Here is a 16,907-nt window from a genome sequence, read left to right on the forward strand (position 1 = left end):
CTTTTCACTGCTTATGTTACCAACTGATTTATTAAGTCACCGCCAAAACGGAGAATCAATTATTCCTCTCCGCCTCAAGATAGATGCTAAAAACTTAGAAGCAGCGAAGGAAATGATCGACTGCTTTCAAGAGTCGATCGGCAAAACCCAAGGCGAGCTCGACGGACGCTTGCTAGAATTAGAAGGCGACAGCCCGGATTATCGCCTGAAACGGGGATTAGCGCACCTGCTGAAAGGCGGTTTCTGCACCTTGGAAGTCATCAGTCCCCTAGAACCCTCAGAGTTGAGACAGCGGGTTTTTGCCTTGTCTGCCCGATCGACTCCCAGCCCTCAATCCACCCAATTAACCCTGGAAAAAGTAGCAAGTGAACTCAGCCAAGAGTTAAACAGAGAAGTTTTGCCTCACGAAATCACTACAGGTTTATACGCGGATTTAAACGAAAACAAAATCCTCACTGAGTTTAATGCACCAACACCCGAAAACTTGCTTCACAAATACAATCTTTCTCAAGTTCAAGGCATATTTTACCGAGCAAGTCAAGTCCAATTAACCGCCCACCGCAACGATCCAGGAGAATACAAACTATTATTTCGCTATCTGAAACTATTTCAATTAATGACTTACATCGAAGGCGATGCAGACCACGGTTTTACACTCACAATAGACGGCCCTACAAGCTTATTTAAACCCAGCACCCGCTACGGCTTAGCCCTGGCGAAAATGCTGCCGGCACTGCTGCACGTCACCAAATGGAGTATGCACTCGACACTGCACACAAAAGATCCTTTTAGTGGCGTTTTGAAAACAGGTAAATTTACCCTAAATTCCGACTGCGGTTTAGTCAGCCACTATCCCCCAGGCAAGCCTTATGATAGTATGTTAGAAGCCGCATTTGCTGAAAGATGGAATTCCACAAAAACCGAGTGGCAACTAGAGCGAGAAGTTGATTTAATTCCGATTCCAGGTAGTGTGATGATTCCCGACTTTCGGTTAGTGCATCCCGACGGGCGAGTATTTTTATTAGAAATAGTTGGCTATTGGCGGCCGGAGTATCTGCAAAAGAAATTTGCACAAGTACAGAAGTCTGAATGCGAACACTTGATTTTAGCTATTTCCGAACGGCTGAATTTAGAAAAAGCCGGGGTGAATGTAAATGACGTGCCAGCAAAAGTAGTCTGGTTTAAAGATAAATTGTTGCCCAAATCAGTCCTGGAAGTCCTCGAAGAGTAACCAATCCGCGCATCAGTTGCAAACTTCTTTCTTTCTTTCTTTCTTTCTTTCTTTCTTTCTCTCTCTCTCTCTCTGCGCCCTCTGCGCCCTCTGCGGTTCAAAAAAATCCTCCTCAAAAAATCTCGCACATTCCCAGCTATACTAAAATGGGAATTCACCCGAATCCTTGCCACCGCTTACTCTCACCCTAAAACCGATTGAAAAATGGCAGACACAAGTATTGTCGAAAGAATCAAAAAGCTGTTAGCCCTCGCCACCTCATCCAATGAAAACGAATCGACTGCTGCGGCCGAAAAAGCTTCCCTTTTACTGGCACAGTACAATCTCAGCCTCGCGGATTTAGGGCCAAATCACCAAGAAGAGATTGACGAAAACTCAGTTGAAACAACATCGAAATTTGTCACTTGGAAAATGATGCTGCTTTCAGGAATTGCCGACGCTAACGGTTGCAATGCCATGCGAAACACTTATAATGGCAGTATGTTTTTGGTGGGAACTTCTACAAACCTGATTGTTTGTAAACACCTGTACGAGTATTTGAGTTCGGCAATTGAAAAAAGGGCTAAATACCGCAAAGGAAACGGCAGGGGGTTGGCGTATCTGAATGCTTTTCGGGTTGGATGCGCGACAAGGTTGAGACAAAGATTGTTGGAACAAAAACAGGAGATGGAAGAGTCGGGGATTCCGGGTTCGGGCGATGTGGCGGCGACTCCAGCGATTGTAGTGCGATCGATGTTTGAGAAAAATCAACAGGCGATCGCGGATTATCTAGAGGGCCGAGGGGTTAAAATTAGAACGAGAACAGATTCTCAAGTCAGCAGCGCGGCGGGTTTTAATTCGGGGTATGAAGTGGGCGACAAAATTAGTTTGCACAAGCAAGTGCAGCCGCAAGGGGATATGAAACAACTTAATGAATGTCTTTGAGTTCTCGATAGTAATTGATGGATAATCAAAACAGGGGTAAAATTAAAGCAAATTACAAATTAGGTCAGTTTGTACACTGAAAAGTTGAGCATGATGCACGTTTCTGACAAGCCATCATCGCAATTAAATATTCCTGAATCTGAAGTTAACCCAAATTATTTCATAGTTTGGGAATCATCTTGAATCTGAGCTTCTGTTGTTTCAGGAATTTGAAGTTGGTTACTGTCTTGGCTTTTTAAACATCAACTTTTTTGTAAATGTAATCAACAGCCTGTTGAACGGTACTAATTTGCTCGGCAACTTCATCGGGAATTTCAATGTCGAATTCCTCCTCGATCGCCATAATTAGCTCTACTGCATCGAGAGAATCGGCTCCTAAATCATTGGCAAAATTAGCGTTGATGGTGACTTCACTTGCATCAACTTCTAGTTGCTTGGCAACAACGGCTTTGACTTTTTCATAGATTTGCTGCTTAACCTTACCACTTGGGGAAGATTCAGCAAAAACGTTAGGAGTAGTGGTATCAGTTGTAGTTTCATCAGGATCTAATTCTGATTCGTCTTCCGATTCATCCCGGACTCTGAAATAGTAAAACAGATTAGCAACAGCAAAATCAGACGCTTTTTCCAAGTTCGACGATACTAAACTTTTATGACCCGCTATTTCCCCTTGCTGAATGATATAATTTTCATACTCTGGACGCTGCCGCGGATCGAGCATTAATTCCAGTTGAGTCCGAAGAGAATAAAAATGAGACTTAGGCCGCAAATTTTCATAAAACAACTGTTCATCCGGTATTGCTGAAGCTGTTGTTGCTGATTTTTTATCACCGCTTGATGAAAACTTTGCATTAGTAAAATCTTTACTCTGTAACTGTTTTAGCTCACTTTCGGGCAAAGCTTTAGTCCATTCAATCTGATTAAGCCAAATGTCTAAGGCGGCTAAATCGTGATTGTGAATTCGGGTGATTTCAGGAAATAGAAAATCAAGCTCTTCGTCAGAGTCACAGCATTGTATGATATCGAGGCCATCTTGACGGATTTGTTGTTGAAGTTGAGAAAGCCGATCGCCCGCAGCACCAAATTCATTTTGCACCTGATACGTGCCGATAATACTTTGCTCGATCGCCCAACTGCACTCTAACCGCCGCAACTGTCCCGCCGCACAAGTTTCTTCTAATAAATGCGGATTTCTGTAGTCTGCTAAAGCTTCAAACAACATCCCCCGCGCTGCGTCAATTTCAGCATTGCGACGGTTAATGTCTTGAATTTGCAAAGCCGATCGCATTCGTTGAATTGCTTGATTAAATAACCCGTAAGCCCGCACTAAGACTAGGCGATGGTTCTCAAATTTTATATCTGCAACCACTTCCGAAAGTAATTGCTTAATTTCCGCGCCTTGGCCTTTCAAAAGTTGTTCTAAATTGATGAAACCATTTTCTACTTTAACTTCCAGCCTTTCTACCGCTTTTTTTAGTTTCAATGTCTGGTGCAAATTCACCGCTGACAAGGCTACCCCAGCCACAGTTCCCACACCAATGACGGCTGTTGTCGCTTGCAGCACGCCCAAACTCGCTTGGACGGCTTGAAAGCCCATGTGCATTTGTTGCATCTGCAAGCCTTGCATCGCAAACTGCAACGGCGAGACTAACGGCGATAGCGGGCTGTTGTTGAGGGCTGCGCCAACGGCATGGGCTACGAACTCTCCTGTCGCTGCATCTCTCGCCATGCCGATCGGCACTCCAGCCGATGTAAACACTTGTACGTACTTGCCAGCCTCGATCGCAGCCTGTACCGCTGCGGGAAATACAAAGTTCATCATTACTTTTTACCCCGGTAGCATACCAAAGAATAACTTATCTCTTATGATAGATTAAATAAAAAAAATTATAAATAGACGCCGAAAATGGACACTTCACTAATTAGTTCACAAACGGTTGAGCTTATTTCCCGACTGACAGGGCAAAACCTCCGAAAAGAGGATATTACTCCGCCTGTGCTTTTCCTGGCGGGGCTGATAACGGTGTTGCTGGGAGTCATTCATGCCGACGGTACGGTAAGTGCTGAGGAAACGCAGCGATTGCGGACAACTTTTACGGAACTTATTCCCGCTAACAACAATTTGCGCCCATTGGTAATGCCGATGGTTAAGAGCGTGCGGGAACAGCAAGTTTACAAGAAATTGACCGCGTTGCTGGCGCTGACAGCGTGTTTTTCTGAGGAGGAAAAACTGCTGCTGATTAGTTTTGGGTATCAAATGTCGGCGGCAGATGGGACAATAGATAAACGCGAAAAAGAGTATTTGACGATTGTCGCCAACAAACTCGGAATCGCTGGGCGATTTTTGACTGTTTTGGAAGCCAGTTTTAGCAGTCAAGCAATAAGCGATACAGCAGCTTTAACAGAACTCCACTCGTTACTAGATCCAGCGCAATTTCAATCTCTCGATTCTATGTTTGTCCGTGCTGCCAGTCACATTATCGGACATTTACCAGCAAAACCGAAACACAAAACAAATCAAAAACAGTCAGTTTCGTCCTATCAAGAGTTGAAAAAATTTCAACTGTACCGACAACAACTGGATGCTGTTTGTGGAAAACTATGTTTAACTCTGCAAGATGGAAGCGATCGCAACGTGCTATCTCCTACTTTAGCCGAAGAAATAACCAAAGTATCTCAGAGATTGCAATCTCCATGTTTTCGCGTTGCTGTTGTCGGCGAGTTTAGTAAAGGCAAATCAACTTTACTCAATGCTTTACTCGGTGAGGAAATCCAACCAGTGCGCGATATTCCCTGTAGCGGTAATGTGACCATTTTGAAATATGGTTCACAGCGCCGGGTTATTTGTCGCTACAAAAATGGACGAGAGGAAGAAATTCCACCTGCACAATATCAAGAGAAAGCTTCGATTTCGGAAGAAGCCGCTTATGGTTCTTATGCCGATGAAGAAATTGCCAAGTCGGAAATTGCCGAAATCGTTTTTGAACATCCCGACTTAGAGTTGTGCCGCAATGGGGTAGAAATTATTGATTCTCCTGGGTTGAACGAACAAGCCGAACGCACATTAGTCACCCAACAGGTTCTCAAAACAACTGATGCGGTTATTTTCTTAACTCATGCTCAAAATGCTTTAACGGAGAAAGAGCGGGAACTGCTTTTGTACTTGAAAAAAGAACTCAATTATGGCAATAACGAAGGCGCGGGTAATATTTTTATGGTAGTTAATTTTTTCGATTTGCTGCGGCGGGAAGAGAGTCGCCAGCAGGTACGAAAAAGGGTAGAAACGATTGTTAAGAGTCAAAATTTGATTGCTGGTGAAAACCGGATTCATTTTATTTCTGCTCAATCTGCATTGGAGGCGATTTTAGAAGGAAATGAAAATGATGATTATCTAAAATCTTTTCAGGGTTTTACTGATTCGATTGAGAAATTTCTGACTGTTGAACGGGGGGCGATCGCACTTCGGCAGTCCGCCGCCGGAATTAAGCAAATTATTGACACTGGTTGTGAGGAATTGAATCAATGGGAGGAAATGTTAGAGGGAAAATTGACAGTTGATCAAGGAGATAAGCAGAAAATATTTGAACAAATGGCGGAAGTAAGCGGTCGCGAGGTTAAAATTAGATTTTTAGCTAATGAATTGATGGAGCAGTCTTTAGAAGAAGCTATTGAATCTTGGCATAAATGGGCGGAAGGATTGGGACAACGTTTGGGATCAAAAAGTCATCGCTGGACTTCCGGACATAACCATATTTGGAGTCAAAACAAATTGATTAAAGATTATTCTAATCAATTTGTCCTAGACATGACGAAAGAAATAGAAGATTGGGCAAGTCAAAAAGTCAAAGCAATTTTACAACAAAATGTGGCTGTTTTAAATAACCAAATCAATGAAGATATTTATGCAATTAGGCTGGAGTTTCAAAATTTCGATAAGCAACTGAGTAGTAACCTTGTCAGTCAATTTAATAATTTGGCGATCGCAGGTGATCTGGGCGGAATTGGGATCGGTGGAAGCGGTATCGCTTCATCGATCTCAGATATTGGAGGTCCTGGAGGTTATCTTGGCGGTTTAGGCCTTGGTGGATTAGTAGCGGCGGGATTGCTGTTTGGAGGAGTTGGTATTATTCCAATTATTTTGGGTGCCTTAGCTGCTGGTGGAGGTGGTGCATTTGGATTGGGAATGCTAGATGTTGATGGAATTCATAACCAGATTAAGGAAAAAGTTTGTGAATTAGGCTTTGAGAAATTTGGTGAATCGGCAGAGTCTATTTTTGAGAAGGTACAAGAAAGAGTTATTGCAGTATTTAACGATCGCGCTGATGCGAATAGCGATGCGATGTCAAAAGCTATCTCGCTGTGGGAGAATTTGTTAGAACAGCAGGAAAAGCGCGATCGCCAAAATCAAGCAGAATGCGAGTCCCAAAAAGTGTGGCTGGCTGACAAACGTCGAGAACTCGAACAAGTAAAAAATCAAATTGAAACAATCTTAAATCAAAGCGATCGCTAATTCAATGAGTAACGGGTAAGCGCAAAAAAACCATAGTACCTTGTGAATACTATGGTTTTTTTGGCAATGACCTACTTATGAGTGCGATTTCTATGCCAAAACTGGCACGGGCTGCGGCCAACGTCCCATGACTTTACCAATCACCGCCAATTCTTCCATCAACTTGTCGAACTGATCCGGTGTTAAAGATTGCGGCCCGTCAGACAAAGCTTTTTTCGGATTCGGGTGCACTTCAATCATCAGCGAATCTGTACCAGAGGCGATCGAAGCAAAGGCCATCGACGGTACAAACTGCGCCCAACCGGTGCCGTGACTCGGGTCAACCATAATCGGTAAGTGAGTCAGAGTCCGCAATACTGGCACTGCCGACAAATCTAGCGTATTCCGCGTATATTGCCTGTCATACCCGCGAATTCCGCGCTCGCACAAAATCACGTTCGGATTGCCAGAAGCCATGATATACTCAGCAGCCATCAACCATTCTTCAATGGTGGCCGAGATGCCGCGCTTCAGCAAAACAGGTTTGTCTTGAGCTCCGACTTTCTTCAACAGTGAGAAATTCTGCATATTTCTCGCCCCGACTTGGATTACGTCGGCTACTTCTACGATCGCACTTAAGTCCGCCGCATCCATAACTTCGGTGATAATTCCCAAACCGCTAGCTTCCCGCGCCGCAGCTAGCAATCCCAAAGCACTCTCGCCGTGGCCTTGGAAAGCATAGGGGGAAGTTCTCGGTTTGTACGCGCCACCACGGAGAAAATGAGCTCCAGCAGCTTTGACGCGCATTGCCGTTTCGACGATCATTTCTTCGTTTTCGACCGAGCAAGGGCCTGCTACGATCGCGATCGGGTGGTGCAAGCCGATCATTACAGTTCCTAAAGGAGTAGCAACCGCTACTTCGCTGGCTTCTCCTTGGCGGTACTCCAGAGAAGCGCGTTTGTAGGGTTTTTCCACGCGCAGCACTTCTTCAATCCAGGTGCTCATTTCGCGCAGTTGCATGGGTTCGAGCTCAACGGTGTCGCCTACCAAACCCATGACGGTTTTGTAACGGCCGACAATTTTTTCTGGTATCAAACCCCAGCTAGTGCGGAGCTCTTCGTCGATGCGATCGATCTCGGCTTCTGGAGTGCCGGCTTTCATTACAATAATCATATTTTTTTTGCCTTTTCTGTTGGGCTAGAAACGGATGATGACTCTGATGCACTGAAAAAAATAGATGCAATGGCGATCGAGAATCTATTTATATCAGTATGGTTAGCATTGTTGTGGGGCGGGTTCTTGTTCCCTCCCCAAACACAAACTCGCTAATGGTTAACAGCTTAGTTGTTAGCTAATGACTAATGACTAATAACTAATAACTAACTTTTTGGCTTCGCGGCGCGCCACGCTTCTCGCATCCGTCCAAAATTGGTATTAAATTCTTCCCACCCCAGAGTGCTTCCTGAAACTTCTTCATCCCAGGAAGCCGAGAGGACTCCGTAGCTTAATCCCAGAACGCCTAGACCAAAACAGCCCATGCTTACCAGCAATACTGCTGTGTTGGGCAAATCAAACAAGCCCTTGCTGACTACCAAATAGCTTACAAAAAATGTGCAAATTCCCAGCAGGGTCGGTATGCCGCAGAATACCGCTATGCGAGATATCATGCGTTGGCTGACTACTTCTGGGATGGATTGCGCCTGTTTTCCGGTTTTGTTAGCTTTCGGCTGCTTGTCGGCAGAATCCGACTCTAAGGCTACGCTTGCTTGGGGTTCTGGGGGCTTTTTAGGCGTTTTTTTACGATTTGTTGCCGGTTCAAAGGGCAAGCGCTTGCGGGGTGGTTCGGAGGACATATTTTATCTCTAACCTGAAATCTCGAACATTTTTCAATAAGTCTTGGTGTTTGTCCAAGATTAAAGAATATTGTCGCAAATTTTGGCTTTGGTGTTTAGCCGCGAATGCCTAGACGGGCAATCAATGCTTTGTAGCGATCGACATTTTCCCTTTGGATGTATGCCAGCAGGCGCTTGCGGCGGCTGATCATCATCATCAAACCGCGCCGGGAGGCGAAGTCTTTTTGGTTGATTTTCAGGTGGGCGCTGAGTTTCGTGATGCGATCGGTCAGCATGGCGACTTGGACATCTGCTGAGCCTGTATCAGTTTCATGGGTTTGGAAGTCGCCCATGATTTCTTGTTTGCGCTGTTGTGTAAGAGCCATGAATTGATTTTAGTTTTTTTTGTACGATTGTCACAATCTCCTATGTTATCACAGGGGAAGCATAACAACGATAAAATTTTTGCCACGGATGGGTTTGTTGACCCGGCAGATTTTTGGTTTTTCTTCCCGGTTTCTGGATCGGGTAGGGGATTATCGGCTCAAATAGGCGATCGCCTCACGTATCCAATCATCCGCATCACCTTTGGCGGACAAAGTGCTGTCTTGACTGAGAGTTTGCAGCGCTTGCAAGACTTCAGCCCCAGTGTATCCCATCGCCAGCAGGATCATCTCGACTTCTTCTTGAATAGCTGGGGGGACTCCGGCGGCGACTGAAGTTGTCAAACCTGCTTGCTGGCGCCATTCCGAGAGTTTGCTTTTGAGTTCCAGGGCGAGACGTTCTGCGGTTTTTGTACCTACGCCCGGGGTTTTGGCGAGGATGCGGGTGTTACCGCCGACGATCGCCTGGACTAAATCTTGCAATCCTAAAGTATCGAGAAGTGCGATCGCCAGTTGAGCACCCACACCGCTGACACTCGTCAACTGCCGAAACAAATCGCGTTCTGCCGCGCTGCCAAAACCGTACAATACGATTTGGTCTTCTTTAACTTGCTGGTGGGTAAAGATTTGGGCGACTTCGCCGGAGGCTGGCAATTGACCGGTCACGCGGGGCAAAATTTGGATTTCATAGCCGATTTGATTGACTTCGAGAGTCAATATGACGCGGTTGCTGCCTTTGGCGATATCGGCGACTGTGCCTTTGAGATAGCTAATCATAGAGTTTATAATACACCGCTATTCGTTTTCGTCAAACTCGGCGATGATGTTGCGGATTTCGTTGAGACTGATATCTGTTCGATCTGATTTTGAGTAAATGGTTAACAAAAGTACGCTGACGGGCGATTCAATCTGATAAATCATGCGATATCCTGCACTTTTTCCTTTTTGGATGTTGCTGTTTTTCACCCGGACTTTTAAGATGATATAATCTTCCCCCATTCCAGGAATGCGATCGCCAATAAAATTGCCAGCCTGTAGTTGCTCAATTACTGGCCCCGTATCTAGCCGGATTTGGCGAAATCGTTTGGATAATTCACGCAAATTTCGCTTATACTCAGGCGTTAAATCGATCTGAACGAGCTGGGATTCATTCGACATCGATGCCCTCCCACATTTGAGAAAGAGGTATTCGCTGCCCTGTTTTAGCTTCCTGCAACGCTCTTTTGAGACTGGCTTTTATTTCTGCAACTGGAGTATCATCTGGATCTTCTTCAGATTCATCTATAGGTTTGGAAAGGAGAATAATTCGTAGAAGAGCGGAAATACCGAGTGTTAAAGGTCGATCGAGCAATAATTGACCTTTTTCGGCATCGATTCTCTCCCACAGTTCCGAGATTAATCTCGTTTGTCCGGCTTTGGCTTGCTGCAATGATCTTCTGAGACTAGCTTTTACTTCTTCAACTGGAGTATCGTCGGGGTCGTCTTCATCTTCATCTGTAGGTTCGGGAAGAAGAACGATGATTCGCACGCGGCCGGGAGTTTCTGCGGTTAAAGGTCGATCGAGAATTAATTGACCTTTTTCGTCGATCGTTCCTGTGACTTCAAAGGCTTTCATTTGTTTTACCTGGATTTTTTTGAAATTTATACTATTATATAACTCTGCACCAGGGAGTTTGTTTTTTTAAGTCAAAATAAGCTGCTGTTTAACCAAAGACAAATCCGTCTTACCAAAATTCATAACCAAAGCCACATTGAAATTTTCCAACGATTTGACAAACCACATAATTTCATTAGAAGCTTTACCTTCATAGTGATTAAACAAAATAGAAAATCGCTTTTCTAACTCGGGTTTGACTTTGCCCGAAAGCAGTACAAGTTTCAGCAGTAAACCCATTGTCCTGCTGGCGCCGAGGTTGTATACCAAGTCGTAAAAAACGTAGTGGCTAGGATGTTGGGAATTTTCCACTACTAAGAAGTTGAACAACTGGTGGCAAGTACGAACTAACAATGGATTATTGAATTTCACCGAGTCATTTTCTCGCAATGTATTTTTGATTTGTTTGTACAAACGGTCATTAAATTGACGCCCGCCGTATTCTGGTTCGATCGACGATATTAAATATTCATATAAATCAACTTTAAATGAGGCGTAAGATGGAGTTTGTCGGGAATCTCTCAGGAAAAATTGAGCTGCTTCTTTGTAGCTGCGATCGCCTGCTACTTTTCCGGCAAATTCCCTGACCGCTAAGTGCAGTTCTGCATCGTTCAAAAGTGTGGGATTAGGCGCCCGCTGCACAATTCCTATTTCTGTCTGTCTCGGCTCAACCATATAATTCAAATATTGAGACAAATGTGTTTCAAATTGTCGCTGTCTTTGAAATGCCAGTTTTTGGATGGTTTGTTGGTCTTCCTCAATGCTGTCCTTGCTCAGTAGAGAATGGCCGTACAAATAAGGATACCGGCATATCAATTCGCCTAAAGGAGAATCTGTATCTTGTTTCTGCTGTTCCGCCTCTCTATCTAAGGCTTTTACTAAGCGCTCTATGGTCTGGAATTCTTCACTTTTAGTAAAGAATTTTATTTGTTCTTGCAAGCGCTTGACTATGTAAAATTCCATCCCGAATCGGGGAGAAGTCTGCTTAAATAAAGCTACCAACTTGGCGATCGCGAATTGGTTTTGGGAATTCAATTGCCAGCGGTTGATCGGGATGTAGCAGCAGCGGTGGAGCAGATATTTAAAGTCCTGCTCCGATCGCTTGACGGAGACTATACTATACAAAGTTGCTTCAATCTCTCGATCTGGATAGCCCATGCCGTCGATAAATAGCTTTCGGAACCGCTCGATCACCTGTGCGGGGGATTCTGTTTCCACGCAGGAGACGATGTGATCGTACAATCTCTGTTCGTTACTGGCAGTTGGAACACTCTCTGAGGGGGGGGTCAGGATGCGGCTGTCTGCATCGGTGTCTACGCTGCTGTCTGCAACTTCTGCGACAACGAGTGTCGGTTTTTCCCCAAAAGTTCGATCAGGATTCAAGAACCAATAGTGTTCTTGGCTTAATTGTTTGTTCGCAGCCCAATCCAAAGCTGACTGCAAACTTTCCCCCGTCAATAACAGCGATTCATCTTCGCGGTCTGAAGCCAGCCATGCTGCTAGCGCGGAGTGGTATGGAGCCAATTTTCCCAGCTCTTTTTCCACCCAGAATCGATTAAAAACTGACTGATAAATTTGGTTGGCAACTATTAATTTACCGTGAGATTTAACAACCAGTCCTGACAGTTGCAATTCGATTTTTTCGGGAGAGTAATCTGCTGGTACTCCCTGGGATTCCCCCGGTTTTGTTGACTTGGGCGGTTGCAAAGCTTGCTGGTACAGCGTTAACAGCCGTGTAAGGTCGCAGTGGCTATGGAAAATGCGATCGCGTATGGGTATCAAATGTTGGGGTTCGTCTTCTTCTTCCCAATTTTTAATAATTCTGTGTTTGACCAGTTTTTCAACCTGCTGAGCTTCGGAATTTCGGCCAATAAAAGGCCCGTATTCAAGTACCAACTGGCAAACTTTTTGAGTAAGAAACGGTTGCCCGCCCGTCCAAGCTAATATTTCTTGGAGCACTTTTTGGGGGCGAAAAGCTTTGAGAGCCAATCCTTTTGCTAGCGGCAAACTTTCGTGCAGTTGGAATCGACTTAAATGAATTTGCCGTCCAATATTAAAAGGGTTGCAGCTTGGCTCTCGGATCAATTCTGAGGGGGCTGCTACTCCCATAACAGCAAAAGTCAGGCGCTCGTATTCCGGTTGCTCTGCCCGTTTGGAGTAACAAGCCCGGATCAAAGCAAAAAAATCGCTGGTACTGAAATTTAGGCTGCTGATGCTATCAATGTCATCTATGAAAATTACTAGATTTTGCTGAAGTGACTTGAGCAAAACTTTTTCGATAAATATCTCCAATCGCTGCAGCGGCGGCAGCAGTTCGCGATCGTTCCACCACTTGATGGCATCAAACCTGTTTGTGAGGTGCAAACTGCTTGCCATGCGGTACATGATTGCGGCATACCACTTTTGGGGGGAGATATTGGGGCTGCTGATGCTTCTCAAGTTGATGGCGGCAAAAACTGTACCTTCTGCTTGCAACCTTTTGGCAGTTTGCACGAGCAGGCTGGACTTTCCCATTTGCGGCGAACTCAACACGTAGCAGAAGTCTCCGGCTTTGAGTCCTTCGTAGAGTTCGCTGTCGGCCGATCGCGTGACATAGCTGGGCGCACCGGCAGGCAAATATCCTCCGACTTGATATTGGTACGTTGAGTTGACGGATGCTGTCATCTGGGAATTCATCAAGATCCTACGCCCCTATGCTGTGCGATCGAAAGGTTACAAATTGGAATTATTGCGCGCTTACTATGGTGGAAAATTTTTCTTCCTCTTTCTCTATTGTCTACTAGCTCAGCTTTCTTCTTGTCAATCTTTACCGTATCTTTGCAAGAGTTCGCCCCAACTCCTACGATCGGCCCAATTGTACCCCGCCACTTGATTTTTTACACTGGTTCACATAATTAGATGAATTTTCACTCGATCGGATTGAAAACGCTAAAACGCCCTTTTTTTCACATTTTTTTACAATAATACTTTAACAATTCACCCGGTGGTATGATGTGGGCAGGGAAACTCCTAACCACAGCGCCGTCAACCCTCTGCCTTCAGATCCGCCTGCCGGATGCCGGAGAAAAAGGCTGAGCAATGGCTGCCAATAAAAAACCCCAGCGTTTTGCTGAGGACTGCTTGAGTGGGAGATATCGTTAATCTGCGTTTTTTTAGTTGACTTAGATTGCATGGAATTCCATGCTGCTGACTTTCCCCGGGCTTTCGCGTTCGGGGACTCCTCAGAACAAACTTTTCAGGATGCATCCACAAAAAGTTTAATTCTTAAAGGCTTTGTCAGTACCAGGCTAACCACTTACTCAACTATAAAAGTTAAGTCTGTGGCTAATTGTAGAAGATGCGCCCTGATGGCTTAACTACCCGATGGATTAGCACCCTGATGGCATAACTCCCTGATGGATCGACGCCCTGATGGCTTTCGCTCCACTACCCAAAAAAATCTGGTTGGTGGATGATCGTGGACGTTAGTAACACGTCACTTCCGGCGTTTCCGATCACAAGCGGGTGTGCCTGTCTGAATTGATTATGGCAGGCAGATTTATCAGAAGACAAGTGGGCTATTGCATCAACCCATTTCTGACAGATCGGGTTAGCCAAAAAGTGTCAATCTACGGAAATCAGGGTCATCGAACATGAAAAACAGCATCTTAGTATTAGGGGTAATTGCCTCGGCTGGCTTCGGCTTTCTCCAGGCAGGCAGCGCCAGCGCTTCAGCGATCGCCCCACAACATTCATCAGCCAGCAGTTTGACGGCTTGGGAGAGTCGTCCCGACTTTAACTACACTGGAACGAATGAGGATGGGGAGCAAGAAGAGGTAAAAACCGGTAAAGGCAGGAAATAATAATTGGCGCTATTGTGTAGTTCGCTCTTTTGCAGTTGTGGTTGTGGTTGTAGTGGCGTTTTTTGTCGCAACCGCCTTTGATCGAGGCGGTTAAAACTCGATCCCAATATCAGTCTACCTAATCCCGGTGGGGGTCACTTTCAGAGAACGGTGAATGGGAAAATAAACAGGTAAGGCGAGTCTGTCGGTGGAGTTTCCCCGCCTATCAACTTCCTTACCTTCTGATGTTCGGGATTCGGATCTGGCACAATCGTATTTGATATCGTAAAAACCCAATGGAAAATACTCTCGAAACTACCCGCAGACAGCGCGTATTGACACGAACCCAGGAACGGCGTCAGGCGACTCCTAAAGAAAAACAGTTGATTCACCTGCTAGCCAATATGGCTTGCAGTTTGATTAAATACGACTACAAACACGCAGCCGGGAAGGACACCCTCCCGCCTTCGGAACGCAAGCGTTTAGCGGAATGGCACTACCTGCGAGTTCAGCAAATTCGCCGGATCGAACGTTCATTGGAACCCGTAGCGACCCTTAAGCGCGTGTACTACAAGAGCATCCTCAGTCCCAGGGATCTGAAGTCTTTGAAACTTCTGTGGCTGGAGGAGGACAAAAACCGGGTCAAACGGGTCGATCCTGAGTTGGACGACATCCTCAGCGAAGCTTTGGATCGGGGAGATACTTTAAAACAGCTATTTCACTCGATCGAAGTCAAAGAACGCACCTTTTCTGCAACTCCTAGCCCCGGCGCCGTGCCGCTTTGGGTCAAAGAGTGGGAAGACTCGGAATATGACATAAACTTTTTTCCGCCTTCCTTCCCTGCATGGGTTTCGATCGTGGACGACTAGGTTCAAGAAAAACTCTTTGACATGGCATCGATCGTAAAAATCAGATGGTAGACTTTTTTGCTATTGCTGCCATTGGCGAAGAGGGTGGGGGCGATCGGCTAAACCAGGCGGCGTTGCGCGCAGGCATCCGAGGACAGAGAAGTGAATCGGAGTCAGTACCATTGTACAATGGGGGAAAACCAGGGCTTCAGCTAATCGCTGATAGCTGATAGCTGATAGCTGATAGTTTCTCATGACTGACTCGATTTCTACTTCTCCTCTAGACTCGGCGGCCGATACAGCCGAACTCCGCTCTCAGTTGAGGTCGGGTTCGGAAAAAACTCAACTGCAACTGCTGCAACAACAAATAGCAGATTCCGGTTGGGATGTATTGATGGAATTTTTATTAGAGCGCAAGTCAGATGCACCGACTGCGGTAATGGGTAAGGCTTACCAAATTCTTTACAGTGCTGGTTCTCCGAGAGTGGCGGAGTTTTTGCAAGTGAATTTTCCGACTGGGGTTGTGCCGCTGGGATCGGACTCTAACATTGATTACACTCCACTGCAACAATTATTGGCGTTACAGGAATTTCAAGAAGCCGATCGCTTGACTTTAGATAAGCTTTGTGAATTGGCTGGTGATACAGCTTCCGTGAGAAAGTGGCTGTATTTTACGCAAGTTGAGAGTTTGCCGGTGGCGGATTTGCAAACAATTAATACGCTGTGGAAAGTTCATTCCGAAGGCAAATTTGGCTTTTCAGTGCAGCGGGAAATTTGGCTGAGTTCGGGCAAGAATTGGGATAAATTGTGGCCGCTAATTGGCTGGAAAAAGGGGAATAATTGGACGCGATACCCGCAGGAGTTTATCTGGGATTTGAGCGCGCCGAGAGGGCATTTGCCGCTGTCGAATCAGTTGCGAGGAGTGCAGCCGTTTGCGGCTTTGATGGCTCATCCTGCCTGGGTAAAGTGAATGATTTTGGGGCTTTTGGAGAAGGTGGGGCGGGCTGAATGGCCTGCCCCGCTATTGTTTTTGGGGAATTGGGATTTGGATTTTTGAGGGGCAGAAATTCACAGAAATTCACAGGCGGGACGCGTGTTCCACTTTTGGCATAGAGGGAGAAGGGCGATCGTACTTATAGGAAAGTTGGGAAATTTTATATATAGCCTTTACCAAAAAGATGAGGTACAATAACGACAGTGACTAAACCAATTCCAAATATTTTCTGATGTAATTTCACTAAATACAAACTCTATGGCTTTTGCTAACTCTTGATAATTAGGTGTCTTGAGAGAACGGAGAATATTTTTAATTTTTGACCATAAATTATCAATGGGTGAGAAGTCCGGGGAAGAGGGCGATATGTATATTAATTTTGCCTTTTCTCTTGGATAGCTTTTTCTACTTCTTCTCCGGTATTAATAGTACAATTATCCATAACTACACAAACCGCTTTCCATAATATTGGTACTAACTTTCTGATGATAAAAGCCTCAAATGTAATTCCATCGGTTGTACCTATTAAATTGACTGATGTTAGGATTTCGTTGACCGATATAGCAATCCTATATAGCGATCGCAAATGGTTTGTAAACCATTAATTATGTATAATAAGGTAGGTGAATCTAAGTATAGCAATCCTAAATCATTATCAAGACTGTGATACAATTATATGCAATACTTAATTATGACAAAAAAATGAATAACTTACAACTTTTACAGAAAGA

At 45.0% G+C, this 16,907-nt stretch carries 15 protein-coding genes; 6 read left to right on the forward strand and 9 right to left on the reverse strand.

Features of this window, described 5'->3' with window-relative positions; genetic code table 11:
* Window positions 1–13: 13 nt before the first annotated feature.
* On the forward strand, window positions 14–1,231 hold the full coding sequence (locus QUA04_RS18220; RefSeq protein WP_333258898.1) for a DUF790 family protein: 1,218 nt from the start codon (window positions 14–16) through the stop codon (window positions 1,229–1,231).
* A 204-nt stretch (window positions 1,232–1,435) separates the two neighbouring features.
* Window positions 1,436–2,155, forward strand: coding sequence for a DUF2786 domain-containing protein (locus QUA04_RS18225; RefSeq protein WP_333258900.1), 720 nt, complete (start codon window positions 1,436–1,438; stop codon window positions 2,153–2,155).
* A gap of 235 nt (window positions 2,156–2,390) precedes the next feature.
* On the opposite strand, the gene acpP is transcribed toward QUA04_RS18225, so the two are convergent.
* On the reverse strand, window positions 2,391–2,621 hold the full coding sequence (gene acpP / locus QUA04_RS18230; RefSeq protein WP_333258918.1) for an acyl carrier protein: 231 nt from the start codon (window positions 2,619–2,621) through the stop codon (window positions 2,391–2,393).
* 1,440 nt (window positions 2,622–4,061) lie between these two features.
* Here acpP and QUA04_RS18235 point away from each other — a divergent pair.
* Window positions 4,062–6,665, forward strand: coding sequence for a dynamin family protein (locus tag QUA04_RS18235; RefSeq protein ID WP_333258902.1), 2,604 nt, complete (start codon window positions 4,062–4,064; stop codon window positions 6,663–6,665).
* A 90-nt stretch (window positions 6,666–6,755) separates the two neighbouring features.
* On the opposite strand, the gene aroF is transcribed toward QUA04_RS18235, so the two are convergent.
* From aroF to QUA04_RS18270, 7 genes are all read right to left on the reverse strand, one after another.
* Window positions 6,756–7,817, reverse strand: coding sequence for a 3-deoxy-7-phosphoheptulonate synthase (gene aroF / locus QUA04_RS18240; protein ID WP_333156678.1), 1,062 nt, complete (start codon window positions 7,815–7,817; stop codon window positions 6,756–6,758).
* A 206-nt stretch (window positions 7,818–8,023) separates the two neighbouring features.
* Window positions 8,024–8,497 (reverse strand): PAM68 family protein, encoded by a 474-nt coding sequence (locus QUA04_RS18245; protein WP_333258904.1) that lies wholly within the window; start codon window positions 8,495–8,497, stop codon window positions 8,024–8,026.
* A gap of 95 nt (window positions 8,498–8,592) precedes the next feature.
* Entirely contained in the window at window positions 8,593–8,862 is a 270-nt protein-coding gene (gene rpsO, locus QUA04_RS18250) for a 30S ribosomal protein S15 (protein ID WP_190661928.1), read from the reverse strand.
* 150 nt (window positions 8,863–9,012) lie between these two features.
* Window positions 9,013–9,636 carry a Holliday junction branch migration protein RuvA gene (gene ruvA, locus QUA04_RS18255; RefSeq protein WP_333156680.1) on the reverse strand — a complete coding sequence of 208 codons (624 nt, stop codon included), beginning with the start codon at window positions 9,634–9,636 and terminating at the stop codon, window positions 9,013–9,015.
* 18 nt (window positions 9,637–9,654) lie between these two features.
* A complete protein-coding gene (locus QUA04_RS18260; protein WP_333258907.1) occupies window positions 9,655–10,017 on the reverse strand; it encodes a type II toxin-antitoxin system RelE/ParE family toxin in 363 nt (120 codons plus the stop codon).
* Window positions 10,007–10,474, reverse strand: a complete 468-nt coding sequence (locus tag QUA04_RS29975; RefSeq protein WP_445242338.1) for a type II toxin-antitoxin system RelN family antitoxin — start codon at window positions 10,472–10,474, stop codon at window positions 10,007–10,009. Before QUA04_RS29975 ends, QUA04_RS18260 begins: the two co-directional genes overlap by 11 nt.
* A 66-nt stretch (window positions 10,475–10,540) precedes the next feature.
* On the reverse strand, window positions 10,541–13,177 hold the full coding sequence (locus tag QUA04_RS18270) for an AAA-like domain-containing protein (protein WP_333258908.1): 2,637 nt from the start codon (window positions 13,175–13,177) through the stop codon (window positions 10,541–10,543).
* A gap of 968 nt (window positions 13,178–14,145) precedes the next feature.
* Here QUA04_RS18270 and QUA04_RS18275 point away from each other — a divergent pair.
* Window positions 14,146–14,355 (forward strand): hypothetical protein, encoded by a 210-nt coding sequence (locus QUA04_RS18275; RefSeq protein ID WP_333258910.1) that lies wholly within the window; start codon window positions 14,146–14,148, stop codon window positions 14,353–14,355.
* A 275-nt stretch (window positions 14,356–14,630) separates the two neighbouring features.
* The gene (locus tag QUA04_RS18280; RefSeq protein WP_333258912.1) at window positions 14,631–15,203 is read left to right on the forward strand and encodes a hypothetical protein; all 573 of its coding nucleotides are present in this window, start codon (window positions 14,631–14,633) and stop codon (window positions 15,201–15,203) included.
* 60 nt (window positions 15,204–15,263) lie between these two features.
* On the opposite strand, the gene QUA04_RS18285 is transcribed toward QUA04_RS18280, so the two are convergent.
* A complete protein-coding gene (locus QUA04_RS18285; protein WP_333258914.1) occupies window positions 15,264–15,437 on the reverse strand; it encodes a hypothetical protein in 174 nt (57 codons plus the stop codon).
* On the opposite strand from QUA04_RS18285, the gene QUA04_RS18290 reads away from it, so the two are divergent.
* Window positions 15,436–16,152, forward strand: a complete 717-nt coding sequence (locus QUA04_RS18290; protein WP_333258916.1) for a GUN4 N-terminal ARM-like repeat domain-containing protein — start codon at window positions 15,436–15,438, stop codon at window positions 16,150–16,152. The two genes, QUA04_RS18285 and QUA04_RS18290, sit on opposite strands and share 2 nt — an antisense overlap.
* The last annotated feature ends 755 nt before the right edge of the window (window positions 16,153–16,907 follow it).

The organism is Microcoleus sp. S13_C5 (assembly GCF_036700845.1).
Taxonomy (GTDB): Bacteria; Cyanobacteriota; Cyanobacteriia; order Cyanobacteriales; family Microcoleaceae; genus Microcoleus.